The 15,964-nt window shown below is 62.9% G+C and carries 19 protein-coding genes; 9 read left to right on the top strand and 10 right to left on the bottom strand.

Going from position 1 to position 15,964, the window contains the following annotated elements:
• The 5 genes from ptsP to PSV33_RS10550 all read right to left on the bottom strand — a co-directional run.
• Positions 1 to 1,468 (bottom strand): phosphoenolpyruvate--protein phosphotransferase (gene ptsP / locus PSV33_RS10570; protein WP_300561414.1); only part of this gene is annotated, 1,468 nt, incomplete at its 3' end.
• A gap of 140 nt (positions 1,469 to 1,608) precedes the next feature.
• Positions 1,609 to 1,878, bottom strand: a complete 270-nt coding sequence (locus tag PSV33_RS10565) for an HPr family phosphocarrier protein (RefSeq protein ID WP_300561411.1) — start codon at positions 1,876 to 1,878, stop codon at positions 1,609 to 1,611.
• Positions 1,847 to 2,290, bottom strand: coding sequence for a PTS sugar transporter subunit IIA (locus tag PSV33_RS10560; RefSeq protein ID WP_096671163.1), 444 nt, complete (start codon positions 2,288 to 2,290; stop codon positions 1,847 to 1,849). The genes PSV33_RS10565 and PSV33_RS10560 overlap by 32 nt, the downstream gene beginning before the upstream one ends.
• Positions 2,287 to 3,576: an MFS transporter gene (locus tag PSV33_RS10555; protein WP_300561406.1), complete on the bottom strand. Its 1,290-nt coding sequence runs from the start codon at positions 3,574 to 3,576 to the stop codon at positions 2,287 to 2,289. Before PSV33_RS10555 ends, PSV33_RS10560 begins: the two co-directional genes overlap by 4 nt.
• Positions 3,576 to 4,118 (bottom strand): hypothetical protein, encoded by a 543-nt coding sequence (locus PSV33_RS10550; RefSeq protein WP_300561404.1) that lies wholly within the window; start codon positions 4,116 to 4,118, stop codon positions 3,576 to 3,578. The genes PSV33_RS10555 and PSV33_RS10550 overlap by 1 nt, the downstream gene beginning before the upstream one ends.
• Positions 4,119 to 4,318: 200 nt before the next feature.
• Between PSV33_RS10550 and PSV33_RS10545 the strand changes: the two genes are divergently transcribed.
• The 8 genes from PSV33_RS10545 (at position 4,319) to cynS (ending at position 11,320) form a co-directional block, all read left to right on the top strand.
• On the top strand, positions 4,319 to 5,524 hold the full coding sequence (locus PSV33_RS10545) for a PAS domain-containing sensor histidine kinase (RefSeq protein WP_300561402.1): 1,206 nt from the start codon (positions 4,319 to 4,321) through the stop codon (positions 5,522 to 5,524).
• A 4-nt stretch (positions 5,525 to 5,528) separates the two neighbouring features.
• Positions 5,529 to 6,188, top strand: coding sequence for a response regulator transcription factor (locus PSV33_RS10540; RefSeq protein ID WP_300561400.1), 660 nt, complete (start codon positions 5,529 to 5,531; stop codon positions 6,186 to 6,188).
• Positions 6,189 to 6,325: 137 nt separating this feature from the next.
• Complete coding sequence (locus tag PSV33_RS10535; protein WP_300561399.1) at positions 6,326 to 6,745, top strand: CBS domain-containing protein; 420 nt, start codon at positions 6,326 to 6,328, stop codon at positions 6,743 to 6,745.
• 299 nt (positions 6,746 to 7,044) lie between these two features.
• Positions 7,045 to 8,460 (top strand): CmpA/NrtA family ABC transporter substrate-binding protein, encoded by a 1,416-nt coding sequence (locus PSV33_RS10530; protein WP_300561397.1) that lies wholly within the window; start codon positions 7,045 to 7,047, stop codon positions 8,458 to 8,460.
• Positions 8,461 to 8,619: 159 nt separating this feature from the next.
• Positions 8,620 to 9,489 carry a nitrate ABC transporter permease gene (gene ntrB, locus PSV33_RS10525; RefSeq protein ID WP_300561395.1) on the top strand — a complete coding sequence of 290 codons (870 nt, stop codon included), beginning with the start codon at positions 8,620 to 8,622 and terminating at the stop codon, positions 9,487 to 9,489.
• Positions 9,479 to 10,384 carry an ABC transporter ATP-binding protein gene (locus tag PSV33_RS10520; protein ID WP_300561393.1) on the top strand — a complete coding sequence of 302 codons (906 nt, stop codon included), beginning with the start codon at positions 9,479 to 9,481 and terminating at the stop codon, positions 10,382 to 10,384. The genes ntrB and PSV33_RS10520 overlap by 11 nt, the downstream gene beginning before the upstream one ends.
• Positions 10,381 to 10,827: a nuclear transport factor 2 family protein gene (locus PSV33_RS10515; protein WP_300561391.1), complete on the top strand. Its 447-nt coding sequence runs from the start codon at positions 10,381 to 10,383 to the stop codon at positions 10,825 to 10,827. Before PSV33_RS10520 ends, PSV33_RS10515 begins: the two co-directional genes overlap by 4 nt.
• A gap of 49 nt (positions 10,828 to 10,876) precedes the next feature.
• Positions 10,877 to 11,320 carry a cyanase gene (gene cynS, locus PSV33_RS10510; RefSeq protein ID WP_300561389.1) on the top strand — a complete coding sequence of 148 codons (444 nt, stop codon included), beginning with the start codon at positions 10,877 to 10,879 and terminating at the stop codon, positions 11,318 to 11,320.
• 56 nt (positions 11,321 to 11,376) lie between these two features.
• On the opposite strand, the gene PSV33_RS10505 is transcribed toward cynS, so the two are convergent.
• The 5 genes from PSV33_RS10505 to PSV33_RS10485 all read right to left on the bottom strand — a co-directional run bounded on the left by PSV33_RS10505 (position 11,377) and on the right by PSV33_RS10485 (position 14,966).
• On the bottom strand, positions 11,377 to 11,556 hold the full coding sequence (locus PSV33_RS10505; RefSeq protein ID WP_300561387.1) for a hypothetical protein: 180 nt from the start codon (positions 11,554 to 11,556) through the stop codon (positions 11,377 to 11,379).
• Positions 11,557 to 11,788: 232 nt separating this feature from the next.
• Positions 11,789 to 12,049 carry a hypothetical protein gene (locus tag PSV33_RS10500; RefSeq protein WP_300561385.1) on the bottom strand — a complete coding sequence of 87 codons (261 nt, stop codon included), beginning with the start codon at positions 12,047 to 12,049 and terminating at the stop codon, positions 11,789 to 11,791.
• A 99-nt stretch (positions 12,050 to 12,148) separates the two neighbouring features.
• On the bottom strand, positions 12,149 to 12,562 hold the full coding sequence (locus tag PSV33_RS10495) for a hypothetical protein (RefSeq protein WP_300561382.1): 414 nt from the start codon (positions 12,560 to 12,562) through the stop codon (positions 12,149 to 12,151).
• Between the two features lie 86 nt (positions 12,563 to 12,648).
• Positions 12,649 to 13,062 (bottom strand): DUF4279 domain-containing protein, encoded by a 414-nt coding sequence (locus tag PSV33_RS10490; RefSeq protein WP_300561379.1) that lies wholly within the window; start codon positions 13,060 to 13,062, stop codon positions 12,649 to 12,651.
• Positions 13,063 to 14,489: 1,427 nt separating this feature from the next.
• Positions 14,490 to 14,966 (bottom strand): DUF695 domain-containing protein, encoded by a 477-nt coding sequence (locus PSV33_RS10485; protein ID WP_300561377.1) that lies wholly within the window; start codon positions 14,964 to 14,966, stop codon positions 14,490 to 14,492.
• A 65-nt stretch (positions 14,967 to 15,031) separates the two neighbouring features.
• Between PSV33_RS10485 and PSV33_RS10480 the strand changes: the two genes are divergently transcribed.
• Positions 15,032 to 15,226: a hypothetical protein gene (locus PSV33_RS10480; protein ID WP_300561374.1), complete on the top strand. Its 195-nt coding sequence runs from the start codon at positions 15,032 to 15,034 to the stop codon at positions 15,224 to 15,226.
• Positions 15,227 to 15,964: the final 738 nt, after the last annotated feature.

Raw genomic sequence — 15,964 nt, 5'->3', positions numbered from 1 at the left:
GGTCGATCGCCAGCGTGTACTGGATCAGGTCGTTGGTGCCTATCGAGAGGAAATCGAAGTACTTCAGGAACAGCTTGAGCGTCAGCGCAGCCGCCGGGATTTCAATCATGGCGCCCAGCCGCACCGGCCCGTAGGCCACGCCCTTGTTGTCGAGTTCGGCGCGGGCATGGTCGATCAGCGACAGCGTCTGGCGGATTTCGCTGCCGTGGGCCAGCATGGGCACCAGCAGGTTGACCTGACCGTGCACCGCCGCGCGCAGGATGGCGCGCAGCTGCGTCAGGAACATCGGCGGGTCAGCCAGGCTCCAGCGGATGGCGCGCAGGCCCAGCGCCGGGTTCAGCTGGCCGTCCTGCGCCCGCCCCGCCAGCTTGTCCAGCGGCTTGTCCGAGCCGATGTCCACCGTGCGGATGGTGACCGGCAGGCCCCGCATGCCTTCGATGGCCTTGCGGTAAGCCAGGTACTGCTCCTGCTCGCCGGGCAGGTTGCCGGGCCGGCCCATGAAAAGGAATTCGCTGCGGAACAGGCCCACACCCACAGCCCCGACGGCCACGGCGCCGTTGGTGTCGTCGGGCATTTCGATGTTGGCGAGCAGTTCGACCTTCTGCCCGTCGATGGTCAGCGAAGGTGTGTGTTTGAGCCGGTTCAGGCGCTGGCGCTCAAGTTCGCCCTGGCGCTGCTTGAAGCCGTATTCGGCCAGGATGATGGGCGAAGGATCGACGATCAGCACACCGGCGTCGCCGTCGATGATGACCCAGTCGTCCTGCTCGATCAGCTGGCTGGCGCTGCGCGCGCCCACCACCGCCGGAATGTCCAGGCTGCGCGCCACGATGGCCGTGTGCGAGGTCTTGCCGCCCACGTCGGTCGCAAAACCCACAAACAGGCTCTGCTTGAACTGCAGCATGTCGGCCGGTGCGATGTCGTGTGCGATCAGCACCAGCGGCACGTCCATGGTGTCGTCCAGCAGCAGGTCCTGCTGGCGCGGCAGGCGGTTGGCGGCAGACTGCGCGGCCGGCAGCACCGGCGAGGCCACACCCTTCATGAACCCCAGGATGCGTTCGACCACCTGCTCCAGGTCGGCCTTGCGCTCGCGCAGGTACTCGTCTTCCATCTCGTCGAACTGCCGGGCGATGATTTCGTACTGCGTGGTCAGCGCCCATTCGGCGTTGTAGAGCCGGTCGACGATCCAGTGCTTGACGCCGCTGATCAGCTGCTCGTCCTGCAGCAGCATCAGGTGCACATCGAGCAGCGCGGAGAGCTCATGCGGCGCGTCCTTGGGCAGGTCGCGCTGCACCCGGGTGATTTCCTCGGACACCGCATCGCGCGCCACGCGCAGGCGCTGGATTTCCTCAATCGTTTTGGAGGCATCGATGAAGTAGTGCGCCACATCGGCCCGGCTCGACGCCACCAGCACGGCGCGGCCAATCGCCACCCCGCGGGAGACAGCCAGACCGTGGACCGAGAAAGTCATGGTGCCCCCACGCTTGTCACTGCGTGTACTTCGCTGCCCCCCGAGGGGGCCGCCCCGCCTGCGGCCCGGCAAAGCCGGTTCCGCGGCTCGGACTGGACTGAAGACCCCTCTGTGCGCGAAGCGAGCGACCGTGGGGGCATTTATTCCCCCTCGCCAAACTTGTCGTGAATCAGGGCCAGCAGCGCGTCCATCGCCTGCTGTTCGTCGGCGCCGTCGGTTTCGATGTCCACGATGCTGCCAATGCCGGCGGCCAGCATCATCACGCCCATGATGCTTTTGGCATTGACGCGGCGCTCGCCTTTGGAGATCCAGACCTCGCAGGGGAAACTGCCGGCGAGCTTGGTCAGCTTGGCCGAGGCGCGGGCGTGCAGGCCCAGCTTATTGTTGATGGTCGTGCTGGTCTTGATCATGGTTTCTGCGTACCTGGTTCTGCGGTGCGGTGATGGCCACCTGCATGACGCCCTGCGTTCCGCCCATCACCGCCCGGGCCACCAGCGCGTCCAGTGGCTCATGACGGTAGGAGACGGTGCGCAGCAGCATGGGCAGGTTGACGCCGGTGATCAGTTTGGAATGAACACCATCGACCAGTTTCTGCGCCACATTGCAGGGCGTGGCGCCAAACACGTCGGCCAGCACCAGCGCGTGCGAGGTGCCCATCTGTTTGAACACAATGCGCGCCTGTGCCAGGGTTTCTTCGGGCGGCATGTTGGGCTGCACGTCCAGCGCGGCCACACTGGCCGGGTTGTCGGGAAAAACATGCAAGACACATTGCCGCAGGGCCGAGGCCAGCGGAGCATGGGCGATGATGAGAATGCCGTTCATTGCGTTGAATTATCGGGGGTGGGGTCTGCTTTGGCGCCGTGGAAGAAGGCATACGATGCGAGACAACAACACAAAAACACGGCCAGCGCTGCCTGGAAGCTGGCCACGTCGGCCAGCCCCATGGCCTGAAAAACGTCGATCAGCAGGCCGATGCCCCACTGCATGACAAACACGCCGGCAAAAATCACGAGGTTGTAGGCGGTCAGTGCGCGACCGGCCAGCACCTGCGGAAACGCCATGCCCACCGCCGGCTGGGCCAGGCCCAGCACACTGGAGCTCATGCAGAACAGCGCCCAGCCGGCCCAGCCGGTGGCCGACCCGGCTGCGATATTGCCGACGAGCACCAGCAGGCTGACCGGCACACCCCAGGTGATCAGGCGGTTGGCGCTCCAGCCATGCTGCGAGAGCCACGGGTTGGCCAGCCCCCAGGCCCAGAAGGTGACCAGCATGCAGGCGTTGATCCAGAACAGGCCGGTGGCTGCCTGCAGCGGCGTGTAGCCCGCCACCCGGACCATCCACGGCCCGGCCCACAGGGTTTGTATGGCGATCACGCCCCCGTAGTGGAAAAAGGCCACCGGCGACATTTTCTGGAAATAGCGGCTGCGCCAGATCTGGAGGTAACGGGCCTGCTGATGCGACACAGAGGGAGAGACCGTCGCAGAAGCGATCTTCCATGACGGGACCACCCACGCAATCGCCGCCATCGCCAGCAAAATCAGCGCCGCCAGAATCCAGAACAGCGGCCGCCAGCCGGTCAGCGGCATCAGCCACTGCACCGGCAGGGTGGACGCCAGCATGCCGAGAGAACCGGTCATCAACATCCAGGAGTTGGCGCGCAGCAGGGTGCCGGCGTCAAACCAGCGGCGGTAACCGGTCAGCGGCGCCATCAGGCAGGCGCTGACGCCCATGCCCAGCAACACGCGGGCGACCAGCAGGCCGGCAAAACTGCTTGCCGCTGAAAACGCCAGGCAGGCCAGCACCGCCAGGCTCAGAAAGCCCAGGATCACGCGTTTGGGCCCATGCCGGTCCAGCCAGGTGCCCAGCGGCAGCTGGGTCACGGCAAAACCCAGAAAATAACCACCGGCCAGCAGCCCCAGGTCGCGCGCATGCAATGAAAACTCCTGCGTGAGCACCGGCGACAGCGTGGCCGTGATGGCCCGCACCAGCGTCGAACAGAAGTAGGCCGCGGCAAACGCCAGAAACACCACCATGCCGGCGCGCCGGCTCAACAGGCCAGACGCAGCGACGGCTGCCGGCAGGCGCCCGGCGTCCCGAACGGCGCTCATCAGCGGGGGTTTCCAGCGTCCAGCTTAAGGCTGGAGAAAAAGGTCTCGGCCACCTCGGCGTCCATCTTGTCGGCGTAGATCACCGCCTGAAAAACCTGCCGGCCCTGGGAAAAATACGCCGCCTGGCTTTGCACCGCGCGGCCGTCGGCGCGCTGGCCGCTGGCCCGCACCAGCACGGCCGCAGGCAGCGCGTCTGCGCCGGTCAGCTTCAGGGGGCTGGTCTGGCCGCCGCCTGCGGCCTTGAGGTTGGCCAGCGTGGCGGTTTGCCAGCCGGCCAGCACGGCCGCCGCCTGCGCCGCGTCGTCCAGCGTGGCCACCGCGACCGCAAACGTGGCGTCGCCGGCATCGCAGCCGAGCATGGCCAGCTCGGTCGGTCGCCCACCCAGCGGCACGCTGCGCTGGGCCTTGTCGGGTTTGCAGGGCAGCAGCAGGGCCAGCGCGGTGTTGTCCGGGCGGACTTCGCGCCAGTTGAAAACCGGGTTGCACGCCGAGAGCAACAGAAGCAGACTGACCGCCGTCAAACGGATCATCAAGGAAGCCATCAAAGGGGTCATGAAAGGGGAAACTGGCGCCATGGTCTTTTGGGAAGGGGAACTCTGACTTTACAGGGATTCGCCGAAACCACCTGTTTTGGGGCAATCCGGCGCCGCAGCCCGGCGACGCACCGATTTGGCGCCTGGGCAGCCCAGGCGCCCACAACATCGCGCACCAAGCTGGGCACGATGTTTGCTCATAAGCTGCCATGTTTGCAGAAACCGCCCCGCTGTCCGCCCCCCTGCACCTGCCTGGCGCCGACCAGCCGGTCTGGCGCGACAAGCTCCTGCAGTTGCTGGAGTCCACCGGCGAAGGCATCTTCGGCATCGACATGGACGGCTGCTGCACCTTCATCAACCGCGCCGGCGCCGAACAGCTCGGTTTTGCCCCTGGCGAGGTGCTGGGCAAAAACATGCACGAGCTGGCGCACCACAGCCATGCCGACGGTGCGCACTACCCCGAGCACCTGTGCCCCATCTTCAACGCCTTCCGCATGGCGCTGCCCTGCCGCATCGACACCGAGCTGTTCTGGCGCCGCGACGGTAGCGCGTTTGCGGTCGAATACTCGTCCTACCCCATCGTGGACGGCGGCGTGGTGCAGGGCGCGGTGGTCACCTTCGTCGATATCTCGGCGCGCAAGCGGGCCGAGGAAGCCCTGCGCCACGCCAACGATGTGCTGGAGCAGCGTGTCAGTGAGCGCACACAGGCGCTGTCCGAGGCGCTGCAACAGCTGCGCGAACTCTCGGCCTACACCCACACGGTGCGCGAGGAAGAGCGCACCCGCATCGCGCGCGAGGTGCACGACGAGCTCGGTAGCCTGCTGGTGGCGCTCAAGATGGACGTCGGCTGGCTGGACAAGCGCCTGGGCGAGCAGCAGCAGCGCGAGCCGGTGCAGGCGCAGGCCATGCGCGACACCATGCGCAGCAAGTGCCAGAACATGGGCCGGCTGATCGAGGCCGCGGTGGACAACGTGGGCCGCATCATCACAGACCTGCGCCCCAGCATCCTGGACCACCAGGGCCTGTGGGCCGCGCTGGACTGGCAGGCGCACGAGTTTGTGCAATCGGCAGAGCTTGAGCTCGACTGGCAGATGGACGTGGAGCAGGCGGTGCCACTGCCCGAGCCCTCGGCCATGGCGATCTTTCGCATCTTCCAGGAAATGCTCAGCAACGTCGGCCGCCATGCGCAGGCCAGCCACCTCGCCATCACCATCCTGGCGACGGCCGCAGAGATCAGCATCAGCGTGCAGGACAACGGCCGGGGCGCCGCGGCGGCGGCCTTCGAGGCGGCCAATGCCTACGGCGTGATGGGCATGCGCGAGCGCGCGCGCCACCTTGGCGGCAGCCTGGAGATTTCGAGCCAAATCGGCCTCGGGTCCTTGTTCCACCTGCGCATCCAGCTACCAAACTCATAGCGTCATGACCACCCTGAACATCCTGATCGGCGACGACCACCGCATCGTGCGCGAGGGTCTGAAACAGGTGCTGGCCGACGCCCCCGAGATCACCGTGGTGGCCGAAGCCGAGACCGGCCCCGACATACTGGCGAAGGTCGAGGCGCTGGGCGGCCACGCCGGGCTGGCGGCCGTGCTGCTCGACATCGCGCTGCCCGGCCGCGACGGCATGGACGTGCTGCAGGCGCTGAAAAAAGCCTGGCCGCAACTGCCGGTGCTGATGCTCAGTACCTATCCCGAAAAACAATACGCGGTGCGCTGCATCAAGCTGGGCGCCGCCGGCTACCTCAACAAAAGCGCCAACCCGGACGACATGATTGCCGCCGTGCGCAAGGTGGCCAGCGGCGGCCTGTACGTGTCGGCCCTCACCGCCGAGGCGCTGGCCAGCGCGGTGGGCGGCAGCGGCGGGCGCAGCGGCGCCGAAGCGCTGTCGCACCGCGAGCACCAGGTGTTCCGCCTGCTCACAGCGGGCAAGTCGGTGGGCGAGATCGGCACGCAGCTCGGCCTGGCGTCCAACACCGTCAGCACCTACCGCCTGCGCATTCTTGAAAAAACCGGCACCAAGAACGACGTGGAACTGGCGCTCTACGCCGAGCGCCACGCCAGGGCACCCGCCAACTCCTGAGCGCGCCCGCCCGCAAGACCTGGCGCGGCCTTGTCCTACGGCCGCTTGGGTAGCCGCTGCTTAACAAGGCGCCGGCGATGCGCCATGCTGGCTGCAGCCGGCGCCGCCGCCTTAGCCTTAACCTCTGGAGAATTTTCATGACCACAGTCACCGACGTGATGACCCGCAATGTACGAACCCTGACCCCTGGCGATACCGTGGCCGCAGCCGCCAAAGCCATGGACGAACTCAACGTGGGTGTGATCCCCGTGTGCGAGGGCGACAAGCTGCTCGGCGTGGTGACCGACCGCGACATCGTGGTGCGCGCCGTGGCGCAAGGCCTGGATGGCAACACGCCGCTGAGCAAGGTGATGAGCCGCGACGTGCGCACCGCCCGCGAAACCGACGACCTCGACACCGTGCTTGCCGACATGGCCTCCAGCCAGATCCGCCGCCTGCCCGTGCTGGACGGCTCGGAGCGCCTGATCGGCATCGTTTCCATCGGCGACATCGCGGTCAAGGGCCAGGACGAGGAAGATGTCGGCCAGTCGCTGGGCGACATTTCCGCGCCGGCGTAAGCCACCGCAGCGGGGCGCCGGCCGGCGTCCCTGCGCCAATTTGGTGCGACGACGGACCCAGCCACGCGGCGGTGTGCCCGGCGCGGCGCTGGTGACACGTTAAAAACGCTTCCAAACCCCTCCAAAGCCTTCCACCTGGGCCCGCGACGGCTTCATGACGGACCGGCCGCGCCGGTTTGTAGTGCCCGCCCTACACGGCGTCATTCCATCAACAGCGAAATGCGGCGCATGCCGCCTTCCCGGCCAAAGTGGCCCGCAGCTTGCAAGACATCCGCATCTTCAACTGAAAGGTGCGCGCCATGTCCGACTACTTCTCGCCTTACGACGCCGACCAACCCCTGATGCTCAAGTGCAGCTGCGGCAAGGACCACACGCTGGCCGACCACCATGCCGCCGTGGCTGCCGACAGCGCCGCCATCGAGCTGCGCCGCCGCAGCCAGACCAGCGAGTTTGAGGCCTACTCCAACGAGTTCATTGAAGCCACCCTGGTCAAGGCCCTGTTTCCGCAGGACGAGGTGCGCCGCCGCTTCCTGCGCGCCGTCGGCAAGGGCACGGCCATGGCCGCGATTGCCAGCGTGCTGCCGGTCGGCACCATGCAGGCCCTGGCGCAGGACGCCGGCAAAAAACCCGGCACGCTGGAAAAAACCAACCTGAAGATCGGCTTCATCCCCATCACCTGCGCCACGCCGCTGATCATGGCGCACCCGTTGGGGTTCTATAAGCAGCAGGGCCTCAATGTCGAAGTGACCAAGACCGCCGGCTGGGCGCTGATCCGCGACAAGATGATCAACAAGGAATACGACGCGACGCATTTCCTCTCGCCAATGCCGCTGGCGATCTCCATGGGCCTGGGCTCCAACGCCACACCCATGAACGTGGCCACCATCCAGAACATCAACGGCCAGGCCATCACCATGGCCCTGAAACACAAGGACAACCGCGATCCAAAAAACTGGAAGGGCTTCAAGTTCGCGATCCCCTTCGAGTTCTCGATGCACAACTTCCTGCTGCGTTATTACCTGGCCGAAGCCGGCCTGAACCCCGATACCGACGTGCAGCTGCGTGTGGTGCCGCCGGCCGAGATGGTGGCCAACCTGCGCGCCGGCAACATCGACGGCTTCCTCGGCCCCGATCCTTTCAACCAGCGCGCCGTGTACGAGGAAGTCGGTTTCATCCACGTGCTGACCAAAGACCTGTGGAACGGCCACCCCTGCTGCGCCTTCGGCACCAGCACCGAGTTCATCCAGAAGAACCCCAACACCTTTGCCGCGCTCTACCGCTCGGTGCTGACGGCCGCCGCCATGGCGCGCGACCCGAAAAACCGCGAGCTGATCGCCAAGGTGATCGCCCCGGCGCAGTACCTGAACCAGCCCGAGGCCGTGATCAACCAGGTGCTGACCGGCAAGTTTGCCGACGGCCTGGGCAACATCAAGAATGTGCCGGACCGCGCCGACTTCGACCCGATGCCGTGGCAGTCGATGGCGGTGTGGATGCTGACGCAGATGAAACGCTGGGGCTACGTCAAGGGCGAAGTCAACTACAAGCAGATCGCCGAAAAGGTCTTCCTGATCACCGACGCCAAGAAATACATGAAGGAGCTCGGCCAGCCGGTGCCCGAAGGCGCGTATCCGAAGTTCAAGATCATGGGGAAGGAGTTCGACGCGGCCAAGGCGGATGCCTACGCCAAAGGGTTTGCCATCAACAAGATGGGCTGAAGAAACCAGCAAGACGCCGCCACTCCCTGCCCGTTCGGGCTGAGCCTGTCGAAGCCTCTGTACAAGATACGGAAAACCCTTCGCCAAGCTCAGGGCGAACGGAAAGAGAGACCCAGCCCCTGCGACTGGTAACGGCCAACGCAACCCACTGACACCACCATGAACATTTTCAAATCCCTGGGCTTCCGCGCAGCCATCGTCTCCATCGTGATCTTTGTGGCCTTCATCGCCATCTGGTCTGCCGCAACGATGGCGCCTGCCAGCACCGGCGGCAACGCCACCGGCATGACGGTCGAGCAGATCGAGTACCAGAAAATGATGGGCAAGGACCCGGGCGCCGGCAAGGCATCCGGCTTCCCCACGCCCGTGCAGATGGGCCGCACCTTTGTGGACCAGCTCAGCGACCCGTTTTATGACCGCGGCCCCAACGACAAGGGCATTGCCATCCAGCTCGGGCATTCGCTGGGCCGGGTGGCGCTGGGCTTTCTGCTGGCCTGCGTGGTTGCCATACCGCTGGGTTTTGTGATCGGCATGTCGCCGCTGCTGCGCCGCGCGCTCGACCCCTTCATTCAGGTGCTCAAACCCATCTCGCCGCTGGCCTGGATGCCGCTGGCGCTGTACACCATCAAGGACTCGTCCACCTCGGGCATCTTTGTGATCTTCATCTGCTCGGTCTGGCCCATGCTGATCAACACTGCCTTTGGTGTGTCGGCCGTCAAGCGTGAATGGCTCAACGTTGCCAAGACGCTGGAAGTCAAGCCGCTGCGCAAGGCCTTCCTGGTCATCCTGCCGGCTGCCGCGCCGACCATCCTGACCGGCATGCGCATCTCCATGGGCATCGCCTGGCTGGTGATCGTCGCCGCCGAGATGCTGGTGGGCGGCACCGGCATTGGCTACTTTGTCTGGAACGAATGGAACAACCTCTCGCTGACCAACGTGATTTTTGCCATCGTCGTGATCGGCGTGATGGGCATGCTGCTGGACCTGATGTTTGCACGCATGCAGAAATGGGTGACCTATGCTGAATAATCCTTCTCCCGCCGCCGCAACGGGGCGCCCCTTCCTGCAGGTCGAAGGCCTGGCCAAGTCCTACCCCGGCACCACCGAGCCGGTGTTCGACGAGGTCAACTTCAGCATCAACCGCGGCGAGTTTGTCTGCATCATCGGCCACTCGGGCTGCGGCAAAACCACCATCCTCAACGTGCTGGCGGGGCTGGAAAGCGCCAGCGCCGGCCACGTCTTCATGGACGGCCGCGAGGTCGCTGGCCCCAGCCTGGAGCGTGGCGTGGTGTTTCAGGGCCATGCGCTCATGCCCTGGCTCACAGTACGCAAGAACATTGCCTTTGCGGTGCGCTCCAAGTGGCCCGACTGGACTGCGGCGCAGGTTGATGCCCATGTGAAAAAGTATGTGGACCTGGTGGGCCTGTCCGCCGCCATCGACAAAAAACCCTCGGCGCTGTCGGGCGGCATGAAGCAGCGTGTGGGCATTGCCCGTGCCTTTGCCATCGAACCCAAGATGCTGCTGCTCGACGAGCCTTTCGGCGCACTCGACGCACTGACACGCGGCACCATCCAGGACGAGTTGCTGAGCATCGTGCACGAGACACACCAGACGGTGTTCATGATCACGCACGACGTCGATGAAGCCGTGCTGCTGGCCGACAAGATCCTCTTGATGAGCAACGGCCCGGTGGCCCGCGTGGCCGAGATCGTGCGCAACACCATGCCGCGCGACCGCCAGCGCGCCACCGTGCACCACGACCCGCAGTACTACCCGCTGCGCAACCACCTGGTGGACTTTCTGGTGGCGCGATCGAAAGACCTGTCACATGGCCGGGCGCCGGCGCACCCGCCCACGGTGGAACCCGGTCGCGGCGCGCTGGCCGATGCGCCCCCTGCCGTCACCCTGAAAGCCGTTGCATGAGCAGCACCGAACAAGCCCGCCCGCCGCTGCCACCCTTCACGCTGGAAACCGCGAAAGAAAAGGTGCAGAAGGCCGAAGACGCCTGGAACAGCTGCGACCCGGACCGCGTGGCGCTGGCCTACACCGAAGACTCGGTCTGGCGCAACCGCGCCGACTTCTTCTCGGGCCGCCCCATGATCCGCGAGTTCCTCAAACGCAAGTGGGCCAAGGAACTGGACTACCGGCTGAAGAAGGAACTCTGGGCTTTCACCGGTAACCGCATCTCGGTGCGCTTTGAATACGAGTGGCACGACGACGCCGGCTTCTGGTTCCGATCCCACGGCAACGAGCAATGGGAGTTTGACGAGCTGGGCCTGATGCGCCGCCGCGAGGCCAGCATCAACGACGTGCCGATCAAGGCCGCCGAGCGCAAATTCCACTGGCCGCGCCCCGTCGCAGTCTGACCGTCAACTTTTTTCCCTCTTCAATTTTTCAAACACAGGAGCAAACCACATGAACCGCATGGAAGTCACCGAGAAAATCATTACCGCCAAAGTGTCCAAAGGCATCACCTGGGAGTCGGTCGCCAAAAAGGTCGGCCTCAGCAAGGAGTGGGTCACTGCCGGCTGCCTGGGCCAGATGACGTTTGACGAGAAGCAGGCCAAGATCATCGGCAAGATTTTTGGCCTGAACGCCGAGGAGCAGAAGTGGCTGCAGGTTGTGCCGTACAAAGGCTCGCTGCCCACACCGGTGCCGACCGACCCGCTGATCTACCGCTGGTACGAGATCGTCAGCGTCTACGGCACCACGATCAAGGAACTGATCCACGAAGAGTTCGGCGACGGCATCATGAGCGCGATCGATTTTTCGATGGACATCGTGCGCACGCCTGACCCCAAGGGTGACCGCGTGAATGTGGTGTTGTCGGGCAAGTTCCTGCCTTACAAGCAGTACTGATCTTCTTACGGGCCAGGGGTGCCGCCCGGCACCTCGGGCGCCTCGCGCCGGAAGTTCTAGAGTCCCTTGACCCGGCAGGCGATTAGCAGCAAGCCAAAGCCGATGATCCACGACCATGTCGCAATCGGTGCGCCCAGGCGGACCACACCAAACTGTGCGAGCAGCGCGACCACAAACAGTACCAGGGAGATCACCCACACGACGAAGGTCGGGGCTTTGCCGGAAAAGTTGCGCATGGTGTGTTCCTTGGTAGTTGTGGGATGACGCAGCCGAGTCTAGGGCTCGCCAACTGCCCGCAATCGACAAAGGCGTGAGGTCCCACACCTTCACGAGCGATGCGGCTACGTGGCCGAGGCGCTCAGCGATTTGCTCGATGTTGGTGTATGTATCTAACGTAAAAATGACCGGACCACCAACATTGGCGGCGAAGCCGCAGCCTGCTGTTGTGGGTCCGTGTCGATTGACAAGTTAGAGCTCACCGCGCACCCCCTCGGCCACCGGTAGCCGTACTTCGCTGAAGCGCCACTCCTTCAGGTCGCCTTCCGCGAGCACGTGCCCAAAGGCCACAAGTTCCTCGAGACGTTCGGCAAGCGTCTCATACTCGTCCTCGTCTTCCGCGAACACAAGACCCGGGACTTTCGCGGCACGACCCAAGACCATCGCCACCTTCGCCCAGCGCGGTCCGATGGATGCCATGAGGGCGGCGTCGAGTTGTGAAGCTGCGACCATGTGCGCTCTAACGTCTGAGTTGAGGGGCAGCCGGAGCAAAGCGGAGGGAACCAAAATGCGCAGCATTTTGGCTGTCCCGCTCGAACGATGGGTTAGGGCTCATAGGCGCTTTACGGGTTGAGTTTTTACGAGCAACCACGATAAACCAATGACAACAATTTCGTAAATGTAATTTACCCACATGCCGCCAAGAGCCAAAACGGAAGCAGTGATTGAAACACCCATAAGCACACTGACTGCGACCCAGAAATGATTCGCCCAACTCAGGTTTCGAAAAAATGCGAAGCTTGCGACCAGGACGGAACCCCCCAAAACTCCGTAGGAAGCGAAATAGATCCCGAGCTCATCACGTGTTTTTAGCATTTCTTCCTGAGAGTACATATCCAACGGTGATGCTGGCGCCGCTAGCACTTCACGCAATTGGAAGTAGGCTTGCCAAGAAATGGCTGAATGAGCGACGAGATAGAGGCCAAACGACCCCACGAACAGCGCAAGCATTCGACGATTGCTCATGAGAGCCCTAACGTTGGAGGCCACCAGCACGCAGCAACTGCCGCGCAGCAGCAACCTGCTGCTGTGTGTCTGAGTGGGCCGACCTGTTATCCGGCATCGATTGTGATGTTGATATGAACTCCCAATTCCGCAAGATCTCGCTGTAACGCCGGAGCCATTTCCACAAGCGCAGATCCAGAGACGCTGACGAAGCAGTCCAGCTCGCATTTGTAGCCTGCGTCCTGCAATTTGCGCAGTTCTGCGGCACGTCCACCCAAGAGAGCAACCCAGGCCTTGAGTTCTTCAGCGAATGGGTCTCCCTCGTATTTTGAAGGAAGCCACTTCTTCCAGCCGCCCCAGTCATGCAATTTGTTCCCAACCCGCTTCGCATCGCCGCGCCGCCAACTGTCATCGGGCACGAGCCCAAGCGCTACGGTAACGTTCGACGGAACCAAGTCGATATCGGTGATGACCAGACCAATGCTGCTTACAAACTCTCGATCACTGCGACTCTCTGTCATGCTGGATAACGTCGAAGGCCAGGCGACGCCGAAGACGGCCGCCACTGGGCCGACCAGTTAGAAGGCATCGGCTTACTCACCACGATATCGCTCCCAAATGCAAACGGCCCCGACAACGACCAGCATACCTGCGCCCGTGAGAAGCCATCCCAGCACCGTGGAGCAGCCAAACGAATACTCATTGGCCACACAGGTCACCTTGTCGCCTTCAGTCATCCAGCGGTAGATCGCCGTACCCACCAGTGCGAGGGCCGTGGCACTGGTCAGGATCAAAGACGTGATTAACAACCGCTTCACATCGTGCCTTCTAACGTCGAAGTTGTGGGGCGGCGCAGCCGTCCCACACGAACGACCTGTTATGCGGCTTGAACTTGCTAGCAACCATCGCCGCCTCCACCATCGCCGCTACATGCAGCCCCGCCGCTTCCACCATCCCCCCCGGTTGCAGATGTGTCGGCTTTCTTATACGGAACGGCCGGGAAAGGCTTTGTCCGCGACCCTGCGTCCAATGCAGCCGTTTTGGCGATGCGCCGCCGGTCCCATAACAGGAAAGCGATGACTCCCGCTACGGCAACTGCCGCAGCAAACCAGTAGCTAGCGCCCATGAGTCAGGCCCTCCATCTGCAGACATTGCCCTTGCCTGCTGCATAACGTGGAGATGACCGGGCCACAACACTTGGCGGCGAAGCCGCCTCCTGATGTGGTGGATCCGTGTCGATTGTCAGGTTAGAACGCATGCTGCAATTAGTACTCATGACTTGCCCTGCCCGCCCACAGTCGTTGGGCTGTGAAATGCGACCCATGCAACTACACCAACCCATACCAAGAGAGTCGCACCAGCGATGCTCAGAACTGCGTTGTGCCCGCAGAACACGCCGAATAGACCAGTGGCACATCCCACCCAAGTGATCGCATAGCCACCCACAGGCCCGGCAAGAACCGCTAAGAGAAGGCGCAGTGCCACCTTCATGCTTTCTAACGTTGGCGCTGACCGGAACACGCTACCTGCGGCAAAGCCGCTTCGTGCGAGTGTGTTTCCGTGTCGAGCAACATGTTAACCAGCGTGCCCGGAAGCGAACTATTACAGGAAAAGGTCAATGACTTCTCCTACTGCTAAATACGCACCGATTCCCGCCATCCATGTGCCTGCGAGCAAGCAAAAGGCAGCCAGCCACCCGGGACCGGGTTGACGCAGAAGCTGGAAGAAAACCTCCAAGCTCATGATTACCCGGGGACTCCGATATAAGGCCTTCCGATACTCATTGAGTAGCGCCAAGCCCGCTCCTGCAACCGCGATGCCAGCCAAGAAGAACAAGAGCGCACGAAACATGCCGGTTAACGTTGGCGTTGTCCGGCGTGCAACGCACGCCGCGCAGCGGCCTTCTGATGCTGCATGTCCGCGACGAACAACCTGTTAACCATACAACTCACTTCTGCACTCCCGCCTTGAATTTCTCGTACATAGCCCACTTGGGGTCGGCGGCCGTATGTACATCAATTGGGAAGGCAGATTTGCCAGCGAGCGCCTTGTTCAAGCGAGCCAAGAACTCGCGTTCGGATTTCGCATAGTAGGTCCACTCTCGCAAGTTCTCACCTGTGGAAACCAGCGCCAGAGTTGCAAATCCATCCTTTTCCATCAGAGGCTCCAACGCGTCCTCCATTAGATCCATCCGCTGCCGCTCCTCCAAGACTGGCATGCCTTTTTCGGATTGATATTTCCACACAAGAATGATGCGATCAGGTTGACTCGTCCGGTTGAAGTTGGGGCCAAATTCGTTGATGTAACGAAAGATGATGACCCGGCCATCGCTTTGGTTCGTTGACGTTGCCGTAGCCCATGTCTGGGCATGTGCATTGGTACTCATAGCAATTGCAAAGAGTGTGAGAACAATCAGGCGCTTCATTGGATGGTTAACGTTGGCGCTGCCCGGCACGCAACCCGTGCCGCGCAGCGGCTGTCTTCGGTTGCGTGTCCGAGCCGAGCAACCTGTTATCCGAAGCCGTGCTGGTCAGCGCCAACGACGACCGCGCGCCTGCGCGCAACTGGCACACGGAATGTGGAAATGAGAACGGCGACATGACCGCATTTTGCTTCACGCACGGTGGCGCGCCAGCCATGGTCGCGCTGGCGCTTGGACATGCCGGAAGCTGTGAACGCCTCTGAGCTAAACGTTGCAAGCAAAAAGTGCCGCCAGCCCTCGTGGAATGTGCGCGAGCAGCTACCGTTTTCATAGCGTACCGTTTGCCCGAAGTCATACCGGATAACGTTGGCGCTGGCCGGCACGCAACACCTGCGGCGAAGCCGCCTCCTGATGTTGCGCGTCCGTGCCGAGCAACCAGTTAGCTTGCATGCGCCTCCTACCGCGGCGCATACAAAAACACAGCCAGGAGGACGGCCGTCAACATAAGGAAGAAAGCAGCACGGCGCCCTAGCCAGGTATCCACTGCCGTGCAGAGCACGATGAAAGCGCACAGGCCCACGAACGCTACGACGCCGGACACTGTAGTGAACCACGCGGAGAAGGCCAACAAGCACAGGCTGGTAGCCGCCAACGCTCCGGCTATCCACCACCATCGTGCCGACTTCTGGGCGGCGAAAAACCCAAGAGATACAACTAGTAGTGGAGGCGCAACGAAGCGCGCCCAACCTTGCGTCCAGGGAACCATAGCTCGATAGGTCTCGTACCTACCAACGCTCAATACGAGAACTTCCCCCGTTGAAAGGGCAGATACCACAGCCGACCCGAGCGACCAAATCGCCGGCAGACTTACGAGAGCGGCGAACCCCAACAGCAATGTGCTGAAGGTCCTAAGCGATTGAGAGTGCGACGCGATTTCCATGCAAGCTAACGTTGGCGTTGACCGGCGCACAGGAACTGACTGAGCGAAACGCACGGAAGCC

Origin of the sequence: Polaromonas sp., from assembly GCF_029945895.1 — a bacterium.
Lineage (GTDB): Bacteria > Pseudomonadota > Gammaproteobacteria > Burkholderiales > Burkholderiaceae_C > Polaromonas.
This window is presented reverse-complemented; position numbering and strand designations above follow the sequence as displayed.